Below are 20,570 nucleotides of genomic sequence, written 5' to 3' on the forward strand. Positions count from 1 at the left end.
ATGGAAGACTTCTACTCTCCGGTCGCTGAGTTTTACGATCTGGTTGGGCGCGCGCACTCCGCGGGTGAAACCGCGCTGCGCGAGCGGCTGTCGACATTCACCGATATTCGCGACCCGGTGCTGGATATCGGCGCTGGCACCGGACGAACGGTGCTGGCGGTAGCCGAAACCGTGCCGCTGGTGGATATTCTGGCGGTGGAGCCGGCCCCGGCCATGCGCGCGGTGCTGACCCATTGCGTGGCGCAAAGGCCGGAAATGCGGCGGCGCGTTACGATTATCCCGGACACGGTGGACAAGCTGCAGCTACCCGAGCGCCTGGGCGCGGTCGTCGCCTTCGGGGTGCTGGGACATCTGACGACGCCGGCGCGTCAGGCTCTGTGGTCAATATTGCTGCCGCGGCTGGCACCCGGCGCGCCGGTATTCGTGGAGCTGCTGCCGGTCGAAAAGCCGATGGTATTGCCGACGATGACGTTGGCCAGTGAAACGATCGGCCAGCGTCACTATCACGCAACCCTCGAGGGTGAGCCGGGACCCGACGACACCATGCTGCTGACCTCATGCTGGACGGTAAGCGGCGGCCCCTGCGCCACGCAGGTAATCCGTAACCGGAGCGTCTGGCATACCTTTGGTCTGGACGATCTCGCCCGCGAAACCGGGCTGCATGCGGAACGTCTGACCGCGCAGGCGGGGGTGCTGTATGTCTGAATCTATTGCTTCCCCCGATCGTCGTATCCTGCCGGAGGAGATGCGCTGGCCGGTGGCGCTGGCCGAGCGCTATACGCAACGCGGCTACTGGCAGCCGGAAACGCTCGGCCAGTTGATTCTGCAATGGCGGCAGTATGGTGACCGCACCGCCCTGATCGAACCGGACCGCAGCTGGAGCTATCACCAGTTAATCAACCAGGCCTGTCGTTTCGCCGGTGAACTCCGGCAGCGAGGGATGCAAAGCGGGGAAACGGCCGTCATTCAGTTGCCCAACGGGGCCGATTTCGTGGTGGCCTTGTTCGCGACGATCCTCAACGGGGCGGTGCCCGTGCTGATGCTACCGGCTCACCGCCAGCGTGAAATCCTGCACGTGTTGGCGCTGGCGCAGGCGCGCTGGTTCCTGAGTGACGGCGAACAGGCGGGAATTGCGGCGCAGAGCCTGTGCGCTAAGGCACCTGACTGCCATTGCCTGCTCTCAACGGCAGAGCGGCGTTTTTCCGCCAGCCAGGCGCCGGCGATGGCGGGATTGCCTCCCGGCGATGCGCCCCACAATATTGCTCTGCTGCTGCTTTCCGGCGGTACAACCGGCTTACCCAAGCTGATCCCCCGCACCCACGCCGATTATCACTACAACTTTCGCGCCAGCGCCGCGCTTTGCCATGTCCAGCCGGATGACCGCTACCTGGCCGTGCTTTCAATGGCGCATAACTTTCCCCTCGCCTGTCCGGGCATCCTCGGGATCTTTTCCCGCGGAGGCAGCGTGGTGGTCCCGGCCACCGTCGCCGCAGAGGATGCGTTTGAGGCGATTCATCGGCACCGCGTGACGCTCACGGCGTTGGTCCCTTCGCTGGCAACGCTATGGCTGGACGCGACGGAGTGGGAGCAACCCGACCTTAGCTCGCTGAGGCTGGTTCAGGTGGGGGGCGCGAGGCTGGGAGCCGATGCCGCCCGCCGGCTGCTGGCCCGCTGGGGATGCCAGCTGCAGCAGGTGTTTGGCATGGCGGAAGGGCTGCTGAACTACACGCGGCTGGATGACTCGCCTGAGCTGATTACCACCACGCAGGGCCGACCGCTATGCGACGAGGATGAGATCCGGGTGGTTGACGAGCAGGGCCTGCCGGTGGGGCGCGGGCAGGCCGGGGAGTTGCTGGTTCGCGGGCCTTACACCATCCGCGGCTACTATCGCGCGCCTGAACACAATCGTCAGGCGTTTGCCGCCGAGGGATTCTACCGCAGCGGCGATCGGGTACGGCAGCTGCCCGGCGGCGAGCTGCTGGTGGAGGGGCGAACCCGCGACACCATCAACCGCCACGGGGAGTCGGTGGCCGCCGATGAAATCGAGGAGTGCCTGCGGGCGCATCCGCTGGTACGTGACGTGACGGTGCTGGCAGAGACGCTCGCTGAGCAGCAGGAAGCGATCCATGCGGTCGTCATCGCCCATTCCCCTCTCACCCTGGCCGAGATGCGGGCGTTTCTTGAACGGCAGCAGATCGCACCATTTAAATGGCCGGATCGGCTGACGCTGGTTGATGCTTTCCCGCTGACGCCGATTGGCAAAATCAATAAACAAGCGCTGGCGGCCCGGCTGGCGGTTTAACTTTCAGGAGTCAACATGACGGATACACGCAGCGAACTTCGACTCAATCTGCCCGCAGAGCGGACCCTGGCCGCGATTGTCAGCCTTATCCGGCAGAATCCGACGGAGGATTACTATGTCTATGAACGGCCGCCATGCTGGTATGTTGGCCTGGGTAAACGGGCGAGTTTAACCCTTTCGTCTGATGGCTCACAGGCCATAACCGAAAGCGAAGAGGGCTGTCGGACAGCGCCCGTTACCTCGTCGCTGGCGCACTACGCCCGTCAGTTCCGTGCGCAGCATGCCGGCGCAGGACAACGCGTTTTCGGTATGGCCGGATTTAACTACGCGGCCTGCATTCGTGGGATCGCGTTTCCGCCCGGGGAGTGGCCGCTGCTGTCTCTCCTGGTGCCGCGTGATGAACTGGTTTTTGACGCGGGGGAAGTGACAATCCTGGCGCACAGCGCTGACCAATGTCGGCACCTCGCCCGGCAGTTACAGGACATCTCCCCGGCGCCGGCCGGGGGGGCGCTGCTGGCCGACCTCACCGCGCAGGGGAAAGATTATCAGCACCAGGTGACGCGCGCGCTTGAAGAGATCGCCGCCGGTGAATACACCAAGGTGATTGTGTCGCGTGCGCTGGCGCTGGCCGAGCGCATCGACATGCCCGCGACCCTCTGGCGCGGGAGAATGTCCAATACCCCGGCGCGCAGTTTCTTGCTGCAGCAGGGGGCGTTTGCCGCGACCGGTTTTAGCCCGGAGATGGTGGTGACGGTGGAGCAGGATATCGTCACCAGCGAACCTCTGGCCGGCACCCGCGCGCTATCCGGTTCGGCGGGAGAAGATGCTGACAATCGGGCTGAGCTGCAAAGCGATAGCAAAGAGATTGTGGAACACGTTATCTCGGTCAAAGCGGCGATTGGGGAGCTGGAAACGCTGTGCGTGCGTGACTCGGTGGCGGTCACCGATCTGATGTCAGTACGCGAAAGAGGGAGCGTGCAACATCTGGGGTCTCAGGTGTGCGGCAAACTGGCGTCGGGGCGCGATGCCTGGGATGCTTTTGATGTGCTGTTCCCGGCGATCACCGCATCCGGTATTCCCAAGCTCCCGGCGCTGGCTGCCATCCTCCGCCTGGAGGCGGTGCCGCGTGAACTTTACTCCGGCGCGATACTGATGCTGGAAGGCGAACGATCGTTCGAAGCGGCACTGGTCCTGCGCAGCGCATTTCAGGATGCGCGGAGAAGCTGGATCCAGGCCGGAGCCGGGGTGATTGCTCAGTCGAATGCATTACGTGAGCTGACGGAGACCTGCGAGAAGCTTTCCAGCGTGGCGCCTTACCTGGTGGTTTCGCAGGCGAAATGAGGGATGATGCCTGACGCAACCGGCGCGAGAGCTGTTGATGTTTTGGCTCATTGACCCGTTGCGGAAGCGCCCTCCTGGCTGAGAAGAGCGCTTCCGTAATGCGGCGATCGTAGAGTCTGCCCTCGTTAGTTTGTTGCATGGGCAGAGCGTCAGGCAAGCGCCATTAATTGATAATGATTATTATTTACATATTTATAAACCCCAGTATGATGATTCCCTGAGTTTCGTTTCGGGAACTAAGCTCCCGGCGACTTCGCCAGCCGGGTACTTACAAAAGAGGGTTTTTTATGCAATCCACTCACCAGTTACATTCTCTGCAGCAGTTAACCGATATGGCGCACCAGTGGGGCTATGACTACGAGCTGGCAAATGCCAACCGCTCGGTTCGCCAGTCTGGCGAGTTTGAAGGGACAATCAAAACGGTCACGCTGCCCTATGGCGTCAACCTCTGTCTCAATGAGCTGACCGCCAACGGCGACGATCATCGCAGCGGCACGCTTCAGCATTGTTTGACTATTTTACTGACCCTCGGCGGCGATGAGCCCAATTATCACCTCGATGACGGCAGCCCGCTGCCGGCAGAACGGGGCATGGCGAAGGTGATTGCCACCAAAGATCGTATGCGCCTGTGGTGCCGCAATCCGCGCGGACATCACTGCCGTAGTCTGGTGATTCAGGCCGCTCCCGAACGAATCAGCGATAAAGAGCTGGCGGATCAGGTCGAACGTATTTTGCAACGTAACCATGTCTTTAGCTTAATAATACCGCAGTACACCATCGATCGGGCCAATGAGCTGTTTGGCTTTTGCGATAACTGCGTGATTGGTCGGCTGCAGACCCATAGCTGCGTACTGGATCTGATGGCCCAGGTGCTGCGCGCGGCCAATCAGGATGTGCCCCAGGTGGGGGTGATGGCGCCGCATCGCGACGTGGCGCGGATGCTGAAGGTGCGGGATAAGCTGGTCACCGAACTGGACTGCAACCACTGCCTGTGCGACCTGGCGCGCGATGTTGGCATCAGCGTCAGCGCACTGAAAAGCAAGTTCCAGGCGGTCATGGGGCAGTCGGTTTTTGCCTTCCTGCGCGACCAGCGCCTGACCCGGGCCCGTCAGGGATTAGAGTCGGAAGGGTGGACGGTCAAGCAGGCCGCCTACTATGTGGGTTATCAGCATCCCAGTAACTTTTCTACCGCCTATCGCCGCAAATTTGGTATGCCTCCGCGCGATTCTCTCAGCCTCTGACTGGCTGAAAACATAACTCATTTGGCTTTGCTCATAGCTGAGTTAACTAGGGTGTCGCAGGACCACCCCCATATAATTGTGACAGATATAAAACGATTTTTTTGTTTCTGTTTCAGCACCATGGGGATGGTCATGCGCACCAGTTCACACCAGTTTCGCTTAAAACAAAATCTACCTGGCACCATTAAACCGCTCTGCCTGCTGTGCGGCCTGGCGATTTCAGCCCCGGCTTTTACCGCGGAACAAACCACCGATAGCAAAAAAGAAGAAACTCTGGTGGTGACGGCTCCTAAGGTGAAAGAGGATCCGTTGAAAGTCCCGGTCAGCATGACCTTATTCGATCGCCAGACGCTGGGCGATCGGCGCATTGATGATGTGGAGCACCTGATCCGTGACGTGCCAAACATCAGCTTCAGCTCACTGGGGGATATGCGCTCAACCTATATGTCGATCCGTGGGGTCGGGCCGATGGCCCAGCCGCTCGGCTTTGATGATACGTCGGTCGTGACCTATATCGACGGCGTGCCGCAACCGGCCTTCGGTGCGGATCTGCGTTTCCTGGATGTTGAACGGATTGAAGTCCTGCGCGGCCCGCAGGGCACGGTGTTTGGACGCAACGCCCAGGCGGGGGCGATTAACATCACCACGCGCCAGCCTGGCGATACCTTTGAAGGCACCTTGCGTGCGGAAGCGGGCCTGAACAGTGAATCCGAGAACGTGGGCCAGCTGACGGTTTCCGGACCACTGATTGAGGACCGCCTGGGCGGGCGCTTCTCCGCCGCCTATTCTAACCTGGGCGCCGATGTGGATAACAACGCGCCGGGTGGCAAGCTGGGCAAGGTGGAAACCGGGGTGTTCCGCGGTTCGCTGGTCTTCACCCCCGACGATCGTACCCGCTTCGTGCTGACCGGCAACTACGAGCGGGACAACAACACGCCGTCAAACTTCATTCTCAAAAATGGCCCGAACTTCCCCACGGTGGAGCTGGATCCTAAAGGCTGGGTCGATCGCGAGATCTCCGGTCTGTCATTAACCGCCAGCCGTCAGCTTGATCGGATGCAGTTCACCTCCGTATCCGCGGTGAACCATTACGATTTTAAAAACCTGACCAATAACTCCGAGGCGCTGACGTTTAGCAAAGTGTTCGGTATGCCGACGTCGGCGTTTATTCCAGCCACCGACTGGAGTACTTATGACGAAAGCCAGAACAGCCTGTATCAGGAGCTGCGCCTGAGTAGCCTCGATGATGCGGATATTGTCTGGGTCGGCGGCATCAACTATCTGCATGATAGCTACAAGCTGACCACCCAATATGATTCCGCGTTCTTCGCTTCCACCAACGGTACGCGTAACGGGGATTACACCACCGATAGCTATGCCGCCTTTGGCGAGGTGACGGTACCGCTGTTTGGCTCCGAAAAACTGAAAGGGACGTTAGGCGGTCGCTATACCCATGACCGTAAAACCTATGAATCGCTGTACCGTTCCAACGGCTTCCCCGGGACGGTGGCCTCCTTCAATCAAAGCGGGGTGCTGAATTACGACATGGTGACGGGCCGTGCGGCGCTGAGTTATGACCTGACCGATGACTCGACGATCTATACCAGCGTCGCCCGCGGCGCGAAAAGCGGCGGTTTCCCTAATTTTACCAACAACGCGCCCAGCGGCTTGAAGGATGAGCCTTATAAGGACTCCTCCTCCTGGAGCTACGAGATCGGCAGCAAAAACCGTTTCCTCGAGGGGCGTGCCGAGCTGAACGCCTCGTTGTTCTATAACAGCGTAAAAGATGAAAACCTGTTCGCGCTGGATTCCGCCTCATTCACCTTTGTGCCGAAGCCGATGGATACCCGTAACTACGGCATGGAGCTGGAAGGCTCGCTGCAGCTGGCAGAGCACTGGAAGGTCAGCGGTGGGGCGGGTTACACCCATACGGAATTACGCAATGTTTCGGAAGATGTCGCGGCCTCATCCGGCGCACGCAATGGCAACCGGGTACCGGCGGTACCAAAATTCAACACCAACCTGACGCTGCAATACTACGATTCTGCCGCCTGGCTGGGGCTGCCGGAAGCGAATATCTTCGCCCTGGCGCAGCATCAGTACGTCGGCAGTCGTGAAGCGGATGTCGGCAGCCACTTCAAGCTTGATGCCTACCAACTCTACAACGCCAAAGTGGGTCTGGAATTCTCCTCCTTCGATGTCTACGTCTTTGGTCAAAACCTGACGGATGAACGCCCGCAGTACATTGGTCTGTATTACGGTCCGGGCAGCGAGGCGGTCACCGTTGGACATGGCCGCGTATTGGGCGTCGGCACGCAAATTAAATTCTGATTACCCGCTGCGCCCGGATGGTGTTCGGGCGCATCATTCAGTTTACCCGGATGCAACTATGATGAAATTACGCCTGCCAGGGTGGCTGTTCCTGGGTGTGACAATGGCTCTGCCCGCCGCGCAGGCCGCCGCTGACCGGACTCTCCGGGTGGTGATGTTGGGCAGCCAGAGCGAAACGCTCGATTACGGGCGCGCGCAAACCTATTACCCCTGGGTGGTGAGCGGTAACGTCTGCGATGTGCTGGTGGCGGATAGGCAGGGCCGTCCAGACTATCAGCTGAGTCGTGCCATTACCCCCAATCAGGATGCCACGCGCTGGACTGTCTCACTGCGTTCCGGGGTGCGCTTTTCCGATGGATCGCCGCTCACCGCTGATGATGTGCTGGCGAGCCTGCGCTTCTTGGCCGCCTCTCCCGGCTTTGCCGGATTCTTCAGCGATGTCGATATGCAGGCCAGCCGCGTGGTGAATGCCGAAGAGCTGGAGCTGGTTCTTACCCGTCCGCGTGCCGATCTGGTCACCACCGTGCTGACCGCCGCCAGCATGGTATGGAAGCAGGGGCGTGGCGATGCGGTGATCCCGGTATGCAGCGGCCCGTATCAGGTCGCCTCCTTCAACGCGCAGAACGGGGCGCTGCTCAGCCGTAACCCTTACGCATGGCAGCCTGCGGCGTGGTTTGATCGCATTGAAATTCGCCCGCTGGCCGATGCCACGGCGCGGGTAAACGCCCTGCTGAGCGGTGCGGCAGACTATGCCTTTGATATTCCGGTTAGCAGCGCCCGCAGCGTGGACGGACGTCAGGGCTGGCAAATCATCCGCAGCGGCGTGGCGAATGCCAGCGGTTATTACTTTGCCATGAATACCAGGGTCAAACCGTTTGACGACGTTGAGGTCCGGCAGGCGCTGAAAACGCTGGTCAACCGTCAGCAGCTGCTTGCTGTGGTTCTCGGCGGCTATGGCTATCTCGGGAATGACGTGTTCGGCCAGGGGCTCAGCGGTTTTGACAGCCAGCTCCCTCAGCGCCGGACCGATGCTGCCGAGGCGCAGGCGCTGCTGCGCAAAAAAGGGATCACGCAGCTGACCTTGCTGACCGCCGATCTGACTCCGGGGCTGAACGACGCGGCGGAACTATTACGCCAGCAACTGGCCGACGTGGGCATTACCCTCAGGGTTGAGACGGTGGCCGCGGCCGATTATCTGGGGGATATGTCGCGTCTGCATCAGGCGCAGATGCTTTCGATGTACGCGTTAAATCGCCCCTTCCTGGCGGCGATCCCGATGCTGTTCGGTAATGACAACCCCTATAACTATGGCGGGTGGTATCCGGACGATTTTGCGGCAGGGGTAGAGCAGGCGCGTAAAACGCTCGATCCGCAGCGCCAACAACAGCAGCTTGACCGGTTACAACAACAGCTGTGGCAACAGGGGCCGTATTTGCTCTGGGGGTATCGCGATGGGCTTTCGGCGGCGGTGACGGCCTTGCAGGGCGTTGAACTCAACCAGGGGATCCCGCTGTTCCGCCGCGCCCGAATGGCGGCCGGCCAATGATGGCCAAATTTGTTCTCTGGCGTCTGCTCAGCGCTCTGCTGCTGCTGTGGCTGGCGAGCATGTTGATCTTCTTCACCCTGGCGCTGGCTCCCGGAGATGCCGCAGTGCAGGCACTGGGTGAACGCGCCACCCCGCAGGCGTTGCAGACGCTGCGGCATCAGTTCGGTCTCGATCGGCCCGTCACCGTAAGGTACTGGCAGTGGCTTAGCGATATTCTGCGCGGCGATCCCGGCATCTCTATCACCAGCCAACAGCCGGTAGCCGATATTATCGCTCCCGCCGCCCGACGGAGCGGGCTGCTGGCGCTGCTGGCCGCCTGCGGGATGCTGCTGCTGGGAGGCACCGGCGGCGTACTGGCGGCAATGTATTGTGATCGCTGGCAGGACCGGCTGCTCTCATTTATCGCAATGAGCGGATTAAGCACCCCGGAATTTATTGTTGCAACGCTGATGATCCTGCTGTTGGCGGTTGGGGCGGGGTGGTTCCCGGCGGTCTCCCTGCTGCCGGCTTCCGGCAATATCAGCGACCAGTGGTCGATTCTGGTTCTCCCCGCGCTGACTCTGGCACTGATCGGCGGCTGTTATTTGCTGCGTATGATACGCGCCTCGCTGATAAGGCTAACGGCCGCGCCCAATATCCTCAGCGCCCGCCTTAACGGCGTGCGCGGGCTGACGCTGGTGGCCCGCCATTTGCTGCCGCAGGCCGCGGGGCCGCTGGCCCAATTGTTTGCCGCCAGTTTACCCTACCTGATTGGCGGCGCCGTGGTGGTGGAACGCGTATTTGGTTTTCCCGGCCTCGGCGAGCTGCTGCTGACGGCGCTGAATACCCGCGATGCTATTTTGCTTCAGGGAGTAGCGATGCTGCTGGCGCTGATTACCGCCCTGTGTTGGTTCACGGCGGATATCCTGGCGGTCTGGCTCGATCCCTGGCGGAGGCGCTCGTGAGAATCGTCGCTTTATTGATGATTGCCCTGATTATCTGTGGCCCGTGGCTGGCCCCCTATAACCCACAGCGTAGCCTCGGTCTGGCCTGGCAACTGCCGGATAAAACGCTGTGGCTGGGCAGCGATGGCCTGGGACGGGATGTTTTGAGCCGTCTGCTGAGCGGTGGTCACAATATTCTGCTGTTCCCTCTGTTGTGCGCACTGTGTTCCTCATTTTTAGGCAGCCTGTGCGCGCTGCTGCTGGTGGCTTTGCCCGATCGCGGGAGAAGGCTGGTGGTGTTACTGGACCCGCTGCTGTACATGCCCCCGCTGCTGGTACTGATCGGGGTCATCTATGCCTTTGGCAACGGGCAGGTCGCGCTGTTGATCGGGATGACGTTACTCAATATCCCTTTTACCCTGCGCTACGTACGTTCGCTGGCGGATCTCGTCCTCGATACCGGTTACGTTGAGGTCGCGCGTGCGGCAGGCGATACGCTGCCGTTACTGCTGTGGCGCGAAGTCATGCCGGTGATTGTGCCCGGTATCCTGGCCGATGGGACAACCCGTTATGTCGCGGCGATTTACCTGCTCGCCTCGGCCAGTTTTCTCGGTATCGCCACTCCCGGCGGGATCGACTGGGCGTCAATGGTGCGCGACGGATTACCCGGACTGATGCTAAACCCATGGGCGGCGCTGCTACCTGCGCTTGGTATCGCGCTGGTGGTGGTGGCCATCAGTTTGCAGACTGACCGCTGGAGCAGGAGCTGATGCGCTGGGTGGTGCAGGTATACGGCCTGACGATCCGCAACCCGCAGGGCGATGCGCTGTTGCAGGACATTAACTTTGAGCTGGCCGCGGGTGGTTCGCTGGCGCTGATTGGCGGCAGCGGGGCGGGGAAAAGCACTCTTGGGCGGGCGCTGCTGGGTGACCTGACCTCCGGGCAGCGGCACGCCGGCGGGCGGATTATCTGCTGCGGATGCGAGGTATTGCAGGCGACGCCTCGCCAGCTCCGGCAGCTCAGATTCAGGCATACTGCCTGGCTTGGCCAGGACCCGGCACAGGAGCTGACGCCGGGTATGTCGGTGCGGCGTCAGCTGAATGAATTTCATCATGGTGATGCCAGCGCCATTCGCGAGATGCTGGCTTCGCTCGGATTACCGCAGGATGACGCTTTCCTGCAGCGTTTCCCTCACCAGCTTTCCGGCGGGCAGCGCCGGCGGGTCGCACTGGCTCGGGTGTTATTGAAGCGCCCGCTGCTCCTCATTCTCGATGAGCCCTTCGCCGGATTAGATCGGCGACATCGTGAGCAGATGATGGCGGAACTGCGTCAGCTACAGCGGCAATATCGCTTTGCCCTCTTGCTGATCGGTCACCAGCTCAACGCCGTGGCGGAGATAGCGCAACGGATGCTGGTACTGCATAACGGGCAGCAGCTGGAATATGGTGACACCCGGCAGCTTTTTGCCACCCCCAAAAGTCCGCTGCTGCAAGCGTGGTTGTCTCCTGTGACCTTCTCGCGACCGGTAGCCACTGAGGGTGAGCCGCTGCTGCGGGTTGCGCACTGGCATTCAGGGGATTCGCGACGGACCGCGATGCCGGCGCTGAGTTTCGCGCTGCATCCGGGGCAGTGCCTTGCGGTCACCGGGCCATCCGGAATTGGCAAAAGCACCCTCGCGCGCTCGCTTGCGGGGCTAAATCCCCCCCATCAGGGCGCTATCACCCTTGACGATCGGCCGCTGGCAAGCGATGTGCGCCGGCGCTCCCGCGAACAGCAGCGCGCCATCGCGCTGGTGCCTCAGGACCCAGCTCATTCGCTGCACCCGCTGCGCAGCGTTGGGCGGCAGCTGCAGCAGGCGCTCGATCGGTACCGATTATCCCACCCAGGCAGTGTGGCCGCGCTGCTGCACCAGGTCGGACTGCCCGGCGATTACGCCCGCCGCCTGCCGCGAGAGCTCTCCGGCGGCGAACAGCAGCGCGTGGCGCTGGCGCGGGCGCTGGCGGGTCAGCCCAGCGTGCTTATCTGCGATGAAGTGACCTCGGCGCTGGATGTGCTCAGCGCCCGCACGATTCTGCAACTGCTGAGTCAGCTACTGGCGCAGGGCATGGCAGTGCTTTTTATTACCCATGATTTACCGGCAGCCAGACAGATTTGCACCGCAGGTCTGCATCTCAGCGGCGGTGACGCTGATCCAGGCGCGGTGTTTGACAAGGAGATTTGTGATGACTTCAACATGCGAGACTGAACCTCAGCAGGCCGGGCTACTACGACCGGTTCGCGGCTGGATTGCGCTGGCGGTAGTGCTTCAGGTAGGTTCATCGGCGCTGGTGCTGGCCCCGCTGATTGGTTTGACTGAACTGGCGCGGGTGTTGATGAGCGCGCAGGCAGATCGCGCGGCCCTCGCCTGGCATATCGTGAAAATATCCGCTTTCTGCCTGGGCGGAGGATTGGCGTTGCGCGGCCTGGCCGATCTCACGACGCATCTCGCTGACAACGCGTTCTCCCTGTGGCTGCGCCGCCAGCTAGCGCGTCGTATGGCGCACGCGCCGCTCAGCTGGTTCAGCGCCAACAGCAGCGGCAGAATTAAGCAGGGTATGCAGGATGACGTGACCGCCATTCATCATCTGGTAGCGCACTCCTATCTGAACCTGGCAAACGCCGCCGCCACCCTGCTGTGCGTCTACGGCTACCTGCTGTTCATCGATTGGCGGATGACGCTGATCTCCTTGATTCCGCTACCGTTCTTTTTTCTGCTCTATCGCCGGATTATGCGTGCCAGCCAGGCCAAAATGGCGGAGTACGGCCAGCAGCTGGAGCAGGTCAATCGCTCGGTGGTGGAGTTTGTCCAAGGCATACCGGTGGTGAAAACCTTCGGCCAGCATGGCGTTGCTCATCAGGCGTACCGTCGGGCGGTAGACAGCTTTCGCGATTTCTTCCTCGACTGGGTACGCCCGCTGATCAAGCCGGAAAGCCTCTCTGGGGTGATCATCGCGCCGATCACCTTGTTGCTGCTGGTGCTGGTTGGCGGCGTCACCTTTATTCATCTCGGCTGGATGGAGGTCTGGCAACTCCTGCCGTTTGCGGTACTGGGGCTGGGGATCTCGGTGCCCATTGGCACGTTAAGCAGCAGCGCACAGTCGCTACAGATGGCGAAGGGGGCTTTTACTCGCCTGGCCGGGCTACTGGCGATCCCTCAACAAAAGGAGCCGGAGCGGGTGATGCTCAATGCGGGCAGCCAGGTGCGCTTTGAGCGCGTCAGCTTTAGCTACGGGCCCGATCGCCAGATTCTGCATGACGTATCGCTGACGCTGGAGCCCGGTACGGTAACGGCGCTGGTTGGCGCATCCGGGGCGGGCAAATCAACGCTGGCGAAGCTACTTCTGCGCTTTGCCGAACCCGACGCCGGCCGGATTATGCTAGGGGGCGTCGATCTGGCGAATATCGCGGCCGACCACCTCTATCGCCAGATTGGCTGCGTCTTTCAGGAGGTGCGGCTGCTGCGGCTCAGCATCAGAGACAACATTGCCCTTGGCCATCCGCAGGCCACCGATCGGCAAGTGATTGCCGCGGCGCAGGCGGCCAATATCCATCAACGCATTCTGCAACTGCCGCGCGGCTATGAGTCGGTTTATGGTGAAGATGCCCGCCTGTCGGGCGGGGAAGCGCAGCGCCTGAGTATTGCCAGAGCGCTGCTCAAGGAGCCGCAGCTGCTGGTGCTGGATGAAGCGACGGCGCAGGCTGACGCCGAGTCGGAGGCCGCCATACAGGACACGCTCTCCCGGCTCATTTCTCAACAGGGTAATCGCTCGCTGCTGGTGGTGGCTCACCGCCTCGCGACGGTGGTTAACGCCGATAATATCGTGGTGCTGGCGCAGGGACGTATTGTGGAACAGGGAACGCATAGCCAGCTGCTGGCTAACAACGGCGAATACGCGCGTCTGTGGCAGGCCCAGTTCTCACCATCAAAGGAGGAGGTATGCTGCTGACCCGTCTCTCGTCGCTGCTGGGCAAAGATAACGCCAGGGTTCTGCGACGTTACCTGATTCTGATGGCGCTTTTCTGCCTCGTGCAGGGCATCGCTTTTGCGATGGTTGTGCCGATCGTCCAGGCGCTATTGCAGGATGATATCACCCGGGCGACGTGGTGGTTATTGCCGCTCACGCTGGCTACGTTGCTCGCCTGGTATCTTAACTACGTTGCCTCGTTGGGCGGCTTCAGGGTGGCCATAGCGCTACTGAATATCCTACGTCACCGCATTGGCGACCACGTGGTGACTCTGCCGCTGGGCTGGTTCAGCCCCGCCAATACCGGCCAGCTTGGCGTGCTGCTCAGTCAGGGGGTGATGGAAATCCTCGGGCTGCCCGCCCATCAGTTAAGCCCGCTCATGCGCGCCACCTTGACGCCGCTGGTGGTGGTGGCGATTACCTTTTACTTCGACTGGCGTATCGCGCTGATCGCGCTGGTGATTTTTCCGCTGGTGGCGCTGGTTTATTGGTGGGCGGGCAGGCTGGGCCGCGCCGCAGACGAAGCCGTTCACCTTGCCACGGCGGAAGCCAGCGAACGTATGCTTGAGTTTGCGCAGAACCAAATGGTGCTGCGCACTCACGGCTGCGGCGAGCAGGGACATGCCAATTTTGATGCCGCCCTGGTGGCACAAAATCGGGCCAGTAAACGCCAGCTGTGGCTGGTGCTGCCGCCGTTACTGGCGAACTCATGGCTGGCGCAGCTCAGCTTCCTGACGTTGATGGCCAGCGTCACCTGGCTGGGGCTGGCCGATAACGATCCGCAGCAGCTGGTCACGGTGCAGGCGCTGCTGGTGCTGATTAACCGGGTGATTGATCCCCTTACCGAAGTAGCGGCCTACGGATCCGGGATCCGTATGGCTTCTGCCCAAATGGATGCGGTGGAACGGGTACTGGCCGAGCAACCCTTGCCGCAGGCCGACGATCCGCAGCCATACGGCGGCGAGGCCAGCATTCAGCTGCATAACGTGACCTTTGGCTATCAACCCGAGCGGCCGATCCTGAAAAATGTGTCGCTTACGCTGCCCGCCAACACCACCACGGCGCTGGTGGGCCTCTCTGGCGCCGGTAAAACCACCCTTATGCGTTTGATCGCGCGTTTCTTCGATCCCGACAGCGGCAGCATTACGCTGGGAGGCACCGATCTGCGCCAGTTAAGCAGTCGCGAGCACATGTCGCTGATCGCGCCAGTCTTTCAGGACAATTATCTGTTCAGCGGCACCCTGCAGGAAAACGTATTGATTGGCAATCCGCACGCCGATGCGCAGGAAATTGCGCAGGTGGTCAGGCTGGCGCGGCTGGACGAGCTGCTGCAGCGTCTGCCGGATGGCTGGCAAAGCCAGGTGGGCGAGGGCGGCGGCCTGCTTTCCGGCGGTGAACGCCAGCGCGTCGCCATCGCGCGCGCATTGTTGAAAAACGCGCCGATATTGCTGCTGGATGAGGCCACCGGCGCTCTTGACGCGGAGAATCAGTCCGCGATCGCCGCCGGATTACGGTCTCTGCACCATCGCTGTACGCTGCTGGTCATTGCCCATCAGCTCTCGACCATCCAAAACGCTGACCAGATTCTGGTGCTGGATCGGCAGCACATTATCGAACAGGGCAACCATCAGCAATTACTGGCCGCAGGCGGTCGCTATGCCGATTTCTGGCAGGCACGTAACCGTGCTGAAGGCTGGCGTCTGCAATAAACCGGGGAGGTAACGATGTCCGAAGCGATTATCAACAGTGAACAGGCCGCGCAGTTGTGGCCGCTGCCTGACGTGGACCTGACCAATCTGGACCTGTTCAGCCGCGGGTTTCCACATCAGGTATTCACCGACCTGCGTCGCCACCGCGGGGCATTGTTCCATCCCCGCACGGCGCTAACGCCCGATGGCGAAGGATTTTGGGTGTTTACGCGCTATCACGACATTGCGGCCATAGCGAAAGATAACGACACCTTCTCCTCCGCCGGTGGCGGCGATCGGCAGGGCGGGGGCACCATGATTGAGGATTTACCGCGTGAAATGGGGCCAGGCTCGGTAATCAATATGATGGACGATCCGCGCCATAAGGCGCTACGCAGATTGATTGCTCCGGCCATCACCAATGCCCGCGTGGCGGCGATGGAGGATGTGCTGTTTGCCGCAGCAGGGTCTGCCGTACAGGCCGCGCTCCAGCAGGAACGCGTCGATTTCGTCTCGGCCATCGCGGCAGAGCTGCCGCTGTTTGCTATCGCCAGTTTAGTCGGTATCCCACACGACGATCGCCATCAGATTTTTGCGTGGATTAACGCCGTGCTGGACTATTCGGACCGTCAGCTGGGTGAAACCAGCATCAGTAGCCAGCAGGGGATGCAGAACTTTATGGCCTACGGGCATAAGTTCGTCGAAGAGAAACGCCAGAACCCGGGCAGCGATATTGTATCGCTGGCGGTGACCGGCGAGCTAGCCAAAGGGCTGGGAAAACTGACGCCGCTGGAACAGTTGATGGTGTTCAGCGTGGTCATGGTGGCGGGGCTGGAAACCACGCGTAACGCCATTGCCGGCGGTATTCTGGCATTTATTCACCATCCGGAGCAGTGGCTGCGTCTGCAGCAGGACCGGGGGCTGATGAATTCAGCGCTCGACGAAATACTGCGTTGGACTTCGCCGACCCCCTATAACCGTCGTACGGCAACGCGCGATGTGATTATCGGCGACCGGCTGATTCGTCGGGGGGAGAAAGTCACGTTATGGTGGGCGTCGGCTAACCGGGATGATGCTTATTACGAGCAACCTTTTGCGTTCGACATTGGCCGCCAGAAAAATCAGCATATGGCATTTGGCGGCGGGGGACATAGCTGTCTTGGCGCCCAGCTGGCGAGGCTGGAAATGCGCGTTATCTTGCACCACCTGCTGGAACAGGTGGATGGCTTCAGGCTGGATGGCGATGTTAATTGGGTGCGCAGCAATAAGCATACCGGGATTCGCAGTATGCCGGTACGGTTTGTTAAGCGTTACTGAGAAATATTACTGCGGAAAGAGTACAGGACGACGAGGCAGATACCAGGGACGTGAACCGCCGGGATTAGCTAAAAGATTCAGACCGTGATAATCGGAAACTTTGCACTTTGCATATAGATTTGCGGATGGTCTAAGCTCCGGATTTTTGAGTCGTTAAGAGACATTTGGGGGTCACTCCGTCATCGAACCAACATGACCCCAAATCTGACCACCAAATTCTCCCGATGCGGAGGGAAAACTGAAAATGCATCGGGAAGACTTTTCACGCTAACTCCTTGAATCGGAATCACATAAGGATTCGCAAAGCGGCATGAAAACAAGAATTTGGCTCCTCTGACTGGACTCGAACCAGTGACATACGGATTAACAGTCCGCCGTTCTACCGACTGAACTACAGAGGAATCGTGTGAACGGGGCGAATAATAGCGGGGTATGAGGTACATGTCAAAGGGGAAACAGTAAATTTGGATTGTTTGCTTACAGTTTGTGCAACTTGTTGAGATTTTTAGCTTTTAGCTCAATGTTTACCCACAAAAAAACGATTTGATAACCAGTAAAATGGCGGGCAGTGGTGTGATCAGACTGCCCGCCGGGGCATTTATTGTGGGGCATCCGTTAAGACAAACATACCATACGGATGAATTTGCAGGTAATAGCTGTCGCCGGGAGCGGGTTGTAATTGTGTGGCATTCACTTGCAACAATAATGATTGGCCTTGCCAATCGACCAGAACTTCATATTGTGGCCCCATATAAGCCACTTTATTGATAGTGCAGAGCTGGCTTGGGTCACCTTGTTGGCTCAACGTAATGGCCTCAGGCCTTACTCCCACGGTAGCTTGCTGATATCCATCAGCAAATCCCTGTGGACGCGGAATGTGATAACCAAAAATTTCGACGCTATCACTGTTGATCCGTGCTGGGAAGACGTTGGCATCCCCCATAAAACTGGCCATAAAGTGAGAAGCTGGGTGGCGGTATAATGTCTGCGGTGCGCCAATTTGCATGATTTTGCCTTTATTCATGACCAATACGGTATCAGAAACGGCAAAAGCCTCGCTTTGGTCGTGTGTGACATACAGCGAAGTAATATTGAACTGCTGCTGTAATTCACGAATTTTATCGCGCATGCTGCGGCGCAGGTTGGCATCCAGGTTACTGAGCGGCTCATCAAACAGCAGCACTTTGGGCTTCAGGATAAGCGCCCTTGCCAGCGCCACGCGCTGTTGTTGCCCCCCCGATATTTGATCAACAAAACGGTCAGCAAACCCCTCTAAATCAACCAGTGCCAGCGCTTCTTTCACCCGGTCGCGAATTTCATTTTTTGGGCGACCCAACATTTTTAGACCATAACCAATGTTTTCGCCGAGCGACATATGCGGAAACAGGGCATAGGACTGAAATACCATACAGATATCGCGTTGCTGGATAGATCTATCCGTTACATCTTCACCGTCGATAAAGATTTGTCCGCCAGTGGGTTTTTCCAGCCCAGCCACCAAGCGTAATACGGTGGTTTTGCCACAACCGGATGGCCCCAATAGGGTGACCATTTCGCCTTTTGGAATAGCCAGATTTAAATCATCGATAACGGTATTGGTGCCAAAACGCTTGGTGATATGTTTGAGTTCGACAAAATGTTTCTTATCAGACCCATGATTTTTATCAGATTCATAGTTTTCGTTAGTCATCATATTAAACCTTATCAGTGCGCCGTTATTCAGCATTACTGGCTTTAGAGCGGGCAATACGCGCTTCGCCAACCAGATAATCAAACAGGAAGATGATGGCGAGCATCACCACAATCAGAATGGAGCCATAAGCAATTGCGATGCCGTATTCACCATCTTCCACCCGATTAAGGATGTAGGAGGTGGCGACTCGCGTGTCCGGCGTCACCAGGAAAACAATGGCACTGACGGTGGTCATCGCCCGCACAAAGCTATAAATCAGCGCTGATAAAATCGCCGGGCGCAGCAATGGCAGCAAAATATAAATCACAGTACGCAGCGAACCCGCTCGTAAGCTGAGCGAAGCTTCATCCAGCGATTTATCCAGTTGTCCAAGACCCGCAATCCCGGCACGTATCCCGACGGGCACATTTCGCATCACCATCGAGATAATGACGATGGCCGCAGTGCCGGTCAGATACACTGGCGCACTGTTAAAGGCCAGAATATAGGAGACCCCAGCAACAGTACCCGGCACGGCGAAACATAGCATCGTGCTGAATTCGATGGTTTTTTTGCCACGGAATTGCTGGCGTACCACGATATAGGCAATGAGCAGCCCCAGAGCGGCGGTGATAGGGGCGGCAATACCGGCATAGAGCAGCGTATCGAGCAACGAAGGCCATGCGCCATCACTGAAACCTTGCCCAAATAGCTGGTTAAAGTTATTCAGTGTCAGGGTGTAATCAACCCCCCAGTTGACGGTGAAACTGCCGTAGAAAATGCTGCCGTACAGCAACACGTTAAAGGCAATCCACACATACAGCATGGCCGTTGTGCCCCATACCAGTGAAACCGGCAAGGGCTGGACATCGCCACGCGAGGACTTACCGGAGATGGTGACGTAGGAGCGCTTGCCTATCCACATATACTGGATACAGAAGATAAACAGCGAGAACATTAGCAGAATGACACCCAGGGTCGAGGCCGCCGGATAATCAAGTTGAGCGCCGGTAATATAGAAGTAAATTTGCGTGGCGAGCACGTCAAAGTTCCCCCCCAAGACCAGCGGGTTACTGAAATCAGCCAGTGATTGCACGATGACTATTAAGAATGAGTTCGCCAATGCCGGTTTTAACAGCGGCAGAAACACTTGCCGAAAAGTCTGCCAGCGACTGGCGCGCAAGGTATAGGAAGCTTCTTCCAGTGACGGGTGAATTGTTTTAATCGCGCCGTCGAGGATCATAAATGACATCGGCGTAAAGGCCAAAACTTGCGCCAACCAAATACCGGTAAAACCATAGAGCCAGTTAGTGTTTGTCAGCCCGAACCAAGTGACCATTAACTCGGTCACGTAACCGGAACGGCCCATCATTAAGGTGACACCCAACCCAACCACAAATGGCGGGGTGACAATCGGCAAAATTGAGAAAATTCGCCCCAACAATGCTGAGCGTTTAGCAATTCTCGTGGTGTATATGGCTAAAACCATGCCAAAGAAAGTACAGCCAATACCCACTGCCACCGACAGCACGAACGAATTCCAGATCACTTGCAGGATATGCGCTTGCCCGAGGATGGCCATAAATTGCCATGGCGCAAAAGCCCCGCTTTCATCGGTAAACATCGGAATGAAGATAGCGATACTGGGATACAGAATAAAAACAGTGATCAACGCGATAATGGTGACCAGCGATCCGAGGACAAAACGATCGCCTCCCAGCCATTCAAGGCGAGCTAGCGCTAACGTAATGACCGCGCCTAATGCGATAAACAACCCGATAGTTGCAAAACCCAGTCCGCGCTCAACCCAGGCTGAGGTGATCACCACGAATAAGGCGCAAAATAGGGCGAATCCAGCATCAAATAGGTGGCGGGCACGATGTTCGCGCCCTTGTGGGGAAAGCGGTCGGAAAAGCAGCACTAATGGCAAGGCAAACCATACAATACTGATATTTAAGCTGGACCAGCCATAGGCGGCAAGTAGCTCAGAACGGCTGGCATCAAGTAGGCCATAATCCAAACTGAACGCAGGTAGTAAGGCAAAAGCAGCCACGGAGAAAGCCAACCAATAGAAAATGGTATCCCGTGTCTGCGGGAGCCGCAGAACATGTGAGTGAGTCATGGTGTTCCCCAGATCTAACCTTCATCCTTGGCGTTGCAGCAGTGTTCGCTACAACGCCAATGGCTCGGTTATAGAAAAAGCGC

Annotated in this window: 14 protein-coding genes, 1 tRNA gene and 1 pseudogene; 12 read left to right on the forward strand and 4 right to left on the reverse strand. The window is 58.8% G+C overall.

Translation table 11 applies throughout. From position 1 onward, the window contains the following. The 12 genes from DXZ79_RS08180 to DXZ79_RS08235 all read left to right on the forward strand — a co-directional run bounded on the left by DXZ79_RS08180 (position 1) and on the right by DXZ79_RS08235 (position 16,693). The gene (locus DXZ79_RS08180) at positions 1-705 is read left to right on the forward strand and encodes a class I SAM-dependent methyltransferase (RefSeq protein ID WP_038633972.1); all 705 of its coding nucleotides are present in this window, start codon (positions 1-3) and stop codon (positions 703-705) included. After that, the gene (locus DXZ79_RS08185) at positions 698-2,302 is read left to right on the forward strand and encodes a (2,3-dihydroxybenzoyl)adenylate synthase (protein ID WP_038633969.1); all 1,605 of its coding nucleotides are present in this window, start codon (positions 698-700) and stop codon (positions 2,300-2,302) included. The genes DXZ79_RS08180 and DXZ79_RS08185 overlap by 8 nt, the downstream gene beginning before the upstream one ends. A gap of 15 nt (positions 2,303-2,317) precedes the next feature. Next, positions 2,318-3,643, forward strand: a complete 1,326-nt coding sequence (locus DXZ79_RS08190; protein ID WP_038633965.1) for a salicylate synthase — start codon at positions 2,318-2,320, stop codon at positions 3,641-3,643. A gap of 287 nt (positions 3,644-3,930) precedes the next feature. Continuing rightward, the gene (locus DXZ79_RS08195; protein ID WP_038633962.1) at positions 3,931-4,884 is read left to right on the forward strand and encodes a helix-turn-helix transcriptional regulator; all 954 of its coding nucleotides are present in this window, start codon (positions 3,931-3,933) and stop codon (positions 4,882-4,884) included. A 132-nt stretch (positions 4,885-5,016) separates the two neighbouring features. After that, positions 5,017-7,215, forward strand: a complete 2,199-nt coding sequence (locus tag DXZ79_RS08200) for a TonB-dependent receptor (RefSeq protein ID WP_038633960.1) — start codon at positions 5,017-5,019, stop codon at positions 7,213-7,215. Positions 7,216-7,273: 58 nt separating this feature from the next. Next, on the forward strand, positions 7,274-8,761 hold the full coding sequence (locus DXZ79_RS08205) for an ABC transporter substrate-binding protein (RefSeq protein ID WP_072103543.1): 1,488 nt from the start codon (positions 7,274-7,276) through the stop codon (positions 8,759-8,761). Continuing rightward, positions 8,758-9,705 (forward strand): ABC transporter permease, encoded by a 948-nt coding sequence (locus DXZ79_RS08210; protein ID WP_038633953.1) that lies wholly within the window; start codon positions 8,758-8,760, stop codon positions 9,703-9,705. The genes DXZ79_RS08205 and DXZ79_RS08210 overlap by 4 nt, the downstream gene beginning before the upstream one ends. Beyond that, a complete protein-coding gene (locus DXZ79_RS08215) occupies positions 9,702-10,454 on the forward strand; it encodes an ABC transporter permease (RefSeq protein WP_038633950.1) in 753 nt (250 codons plus the stop codon). Before DXZ79_RS08210 ends, DXZ79_RS08215 begins: the two co-directional genes overlap by 4 nt. Continuing rightward, positions 10,454-11,929: an ABC transporter ATP-binding protein gene (locus DXZ79_RS08220; RefSeq protein WP_051957683.1), complete on the forward strand. Its 1,476-nt coding sequence runs from the start codon at positions 10,454-10,456 to the stop codon at positions 11,927-11,929. Before DXZ79_RS08215 ends, DXZ79_RS08220 begins: the two co-directional genes overlap by 1 nt. Then, positions 11,907-13,670: an ABC transporter ATP-binding protein gene (locus DXZ79_RS08225; RefSeq protein ID WP_038633947.1), complete on the forward strand. Its 1,764-nt coding sequence runs from the start codon at positions 11,907-11,909 to the stop codon at positions 13,668-13,670. The genes DXZ79_RS08220 and DXZ79_RS08225 overlap by 23 nt, the downstream gene beginning before the upstream one ends. Continuing rightward, positions 13,661-15,397: an ABC transporter ATP-binding protein gene (locus DXZ79_RS08230; protein ID WP_072103531.1), complete on the forward strand. Its 1,737-nt coding sequence runs from the start codon at positions 13,661-13,663 to the stop codon at positions 15,395-15,397. Before DXZ79_RS08225 ends, DXZ79_RS08230 begins: the two co-directional genes overlap by 10 nt. Before the next feature lie 201 nt (positions 15,398-15,598). Continuing rightward, entirely contained in the window at positions 15,599-16,693 is a 1,095-nt protein-coding gene (locus DXZ79_RS08235) for a cytochrome P450 (protein ID WP_230852341.1), read from the forward strand. A 27-nt stretch (positions 16,694-16,720) separates the two neighbouring features. Here the strand turns inward: DXZ79_RS08235 and DXZ79_RS21305 are convergent. From DXZ79_RS21305 to DXZ79_RS08250, 4 genes and pseudogenes are all read right to left on the reverse strand, one after another. Next, a pseudogene (locus tag DXZ79_RS21305) lies at positions 16,721-16,857 on the reverse strand (integrase); the annotation flags it as partial. Between the two features lie 161 nt (positions 16,858-17,018). Then, positions 17,019-17,094: transfer RNA gene (locus DXZ79_RS08240), tRNA-Asn, on the reverse strand. A gap of 197 nt (positions 17,095-17,291) precedes the next feature. Further along, entirely contained in the window at positions 17,292-18,383 is a 1,092-nt protein-coding gene (fbpC, locus tag DXZ79_RS08245; RefSeq protein WP_038633945.1) for a ferric ABC transporter ATP-binding protein, read from the reverse strand. 25 nt (positions 18,384-18,408) lie between these two features. Beyond that, entirely contained in the window at positions 18,409-20,487 is a 2,079-nt protein-coding gene (locus DXZ79_RS08250; protein WP_038633943.1) for an ABC transporter permease, read from the reverse strand. Positions 20,488-20,570: the final 83 nt, after the last annotated feature.

This window comes from Yersinia rochesterensis (assembly GCF_003600645.1).
Lineage (GTDB): Bacteria > Pseudomonadota > Gammaproteobacteria > Enterobacterales > Enterobacteriaceae > Yersinia > Yersinia rochesterensis.